General features: G+C 69.4%; 1 protein-coding gene and 1 pseudogene. Both read left to right on the top strand.

Features of this window, described 5'->3' with window-relative positions:
- Nucleotides 1-198 precede the first annotated feature (198 nt).
- Nucleotides 199-1,739: pseudogene (gene istA / locus V6U90_RS33045) on the top strand (IS21 family transposase); the annotation flags it as partial.
- 188 nt (nucleotides 1,740-1,927) lie between these two features.
- Nucleotides 1,928-2,719, top strand: coding sequence for an IS21-like element helper ATPase IstB (gene istB / locus V6U90_RS33040; protein ID WP_334445042.1), 792 nt, complete (start codon nucleotides 1,928-1,930; stop codon nucleotides 2,717-2,719).
- Nucleotides 2,720-2,821: the final 102 nt, after the last annotated feature.

The following is a 2,821-nucleotide window of genomic DNA, read 5'->3' as shown; positions in this document are numbered from 1 at the left end:
TGCTAGCGGACGCTGAAAAATCCTTGTTGGCGGACAGTTGAGTCCCTGCTCGCGGACAGCAGAAATCCTGCTGGGCGGTCAGGTGATCTCCGTCTCGGGCACGTGAAAGTGGATCTCTCCGGCCGGTTGGCTGCTGGTTGCTGACCTTTGCAACCGACCCGGACCGGAGAGACCGTGACCAAGTCTGACAGGGAGATCATGGAAATCTTGGAGTCGTACGATGCGACTCGTTGTGCGCATTCCGCGGCGCAGTTGGCTGGGTGTGACCCGAAAACGGTGCGCCGGTACGTGGCGTTGCGGGATGCCGGGGGCGGGGATCCGCTGCTGGCCAGGATGGCGCCTCGGCCGAAGCTGATCGACGCTTTCCTGCCGAAGGTGGAAGAGTTGGTCGACGCCTCGAAGGCGAAGATCCGCGCGGACAAGGTGCATGAACGCCTGATCGCGATGGGGTTCACCGGCACCGAGCGCACCACGAGACGGGCGGTGCGGGAGGCGAAGATCGCGTGGCGGGCCGGGCGGCGGCGCACGTATCGGCCGTGGGTGCCCGAGCCCGGGTTGTGGTTGCAGTTCGACTGGGGGGACGGTCCGCGGGTCGACGGGCGGAGGACGTATCTGTTCTGTGCGTGGCTGGCCTGGTCGCGGTTCCGGGTGGTGATCCCGGTCTTCGATCAGACGATGGGTAGCTTGATCGCCTGTCTGGACGCGACACTGCGCCGCCTCGGGGGTGTGCCGGCGTATCTGTTGGGCGACAACGCGAAGACGGTCACCGTCGAGCACGTCGCCGGGGTCGCGGTCCGGCATCCGACCGTGGTCGCGGCGGGCCGGCATTACGGGGCGACGGTGCACTCGTGTGAGCCGTTCGACCCGGAGTCCAAGGGCGGGGTCGAGGCCACCGTGCGGGTCGCCAAGGCCGATCTGGTGCCCACCGAGACCAACCTGCGCGGCGCCTACAGCACGTTCGCCGATCTCGTTGCGGCGTGTGAGCAGTGGTGTGAGCACATCAACGCCCGTGTCCATCGGGAGACCGGTGCGGCGCCGGTCGACCGCCTCGCCATCGAACGGGGCCACCTGCACGTGCTGCCGGCCGACCCGCACACCGCTGCGCTGGGTGAGGAACGTCTGGTCAACGACGATCAGACGGTCCGGGTCGGGTCGGTGCGCTACTCGACGCCGCCCGGGCACGTCGGCACGAGGGTGTGGTGCCGCACCGTCGGTGAGGAACTGGTCATCGTCGCCATGACGAACACGGGCACGGCCGAGATCGCTCGACACCCGCGATCCACCCCAGGCAACCCGCGCATCCTCGACGAGCACTACCCGCACCACCCCGGCGGGAACCAGCCGCGCCCACCGCGGCCACGGGCCCGTAGCAAGGCCGAGGCCGACTTCCTTTCCATCGGTGACGGCGCCCACGCGTGGCTGGTCGAGGCCGCTGCGACCGGCGCCAGCCGGGTCCGGGCGAAGATGGCCCGCGCGGTCGAGTTCGCCACCATCCTCGATGCCGCCCGCGTCGACCAGGCATTGGGCCTGGCCGCCGCGGCCGGCCGGTTCGACGACGCGGATCTCGGCGCGATCCTGGATCACCTCGCCACCCGAGGCGAGCCCGGTGACCTGGTCCACGCCGACGAAACCTACTCCGCGCAGCCCGGCACCGCCTCCTGGGAGAGGTTCGGCCGATGACCGACACACCCGCCGCCGCGACAGCCGATCAGGGGGTGGTCCTCGACTCGGACGAGGCCGCCGATCTGGCCCGCCTGCTCGACCTCATCGAGGACTGGCTCCTGCACGCCGACGACGACGCCCGAGCAGACCTGGCCGGTTTCCTCGACGGCAGCGGCCACGGCCACCTCGCCGCAGCCGGCCTGGCCACCCTCGTCGGACACAACGCCACGACCCTGCACCGCCGACTCCGGAAGGCCACCACCCGATGACCCGCACCACTCCGACGCCGGCCCGTTCGGCACCGGCCCTGCCCGACGACCTCGACAAGCTCCTGCGCCGGATGCGGCTGCCCTACCTGCGCGCCGCCGCGCCGGATGTCATCGCCACCGCGAAGGCTCAACGCTGGGACCCCGCCGAAGTCCTCCGCGTACTCATCCAGGAGGAGGTCATCGGCCGCGACGCCGCCACCCGAAGGACGCGCCGCAAGACCGCGAACTTCCCGACCGGCAAGACCCTGTCCACCTGGCGACCCGACGACTCGTCGATCCCCGCGGCCACCCAGCAGGCCCTGGCAACTCTGGAATGGATCGACCGGGCGGAGAACCTTGCCGTGTCCGGCCCGTCCGGCACCGGGAAATCACACTTCGTCGAAGCCCTCGCCCATGCCGCGATCGAGGCCGACCTGCGGGTGGCCTGGTTCACCCTCGAAACGCTGACCGGCACGATCAGCCGGGCCAAAACCGACGGCTCGACCGCCCGCACCGTCGCCCGGATCTGCCGCGCCGATCTGATCGTGGTCGACGACATCGGCATGCTGCCCGCCGGGCAAGACGCCGCCGAAGCGTTCTACCGCATCGTCGACGCCGCCTACGAACGCCGCTCCATCGCCGTGACCAGCAACATCCACCCCTCCGGTTTCGACACCCTCATGCCCAAGACCCTCGCCACCGCGACGGTCGACAGGTTGCTGCACCACGCCCACCTGATCACCACCCAGGGCGACTCTCACCGGCTGCAACAAGCCCTCGCCGGCAAGGGGGTGCACGCCTTGACCTGACCACCCACACGGAGATCACCTGACCACCAGCATGGATTTCTGCTGTCCGCCCACGAGGAGAACTCAAGGCCATCGGACAGGACTTCGTCCTGACCCTTGACA

The organism is Micromonospora sp. CPCC 206060 (assembly GCF_036906895.1).
Classification (GTDB): Bacteria; Actinomycetota; Actinomycetes; order Mycobacteriales; family Micromonosporaceae; genus Micromonospora.
This window is presented reverse-complemented; position numbering and strand designations above follow the sequence as displayed.

What these genes read in the sequence shown, in the direction of transcription:
- istB (WP_334445042.1), top strand. Translation starts at nt 1,928, where the DNA reads ATGACCCGCACCACTCCGACGCCGGCCCGTTCGGCACCGGCCCTGCCC.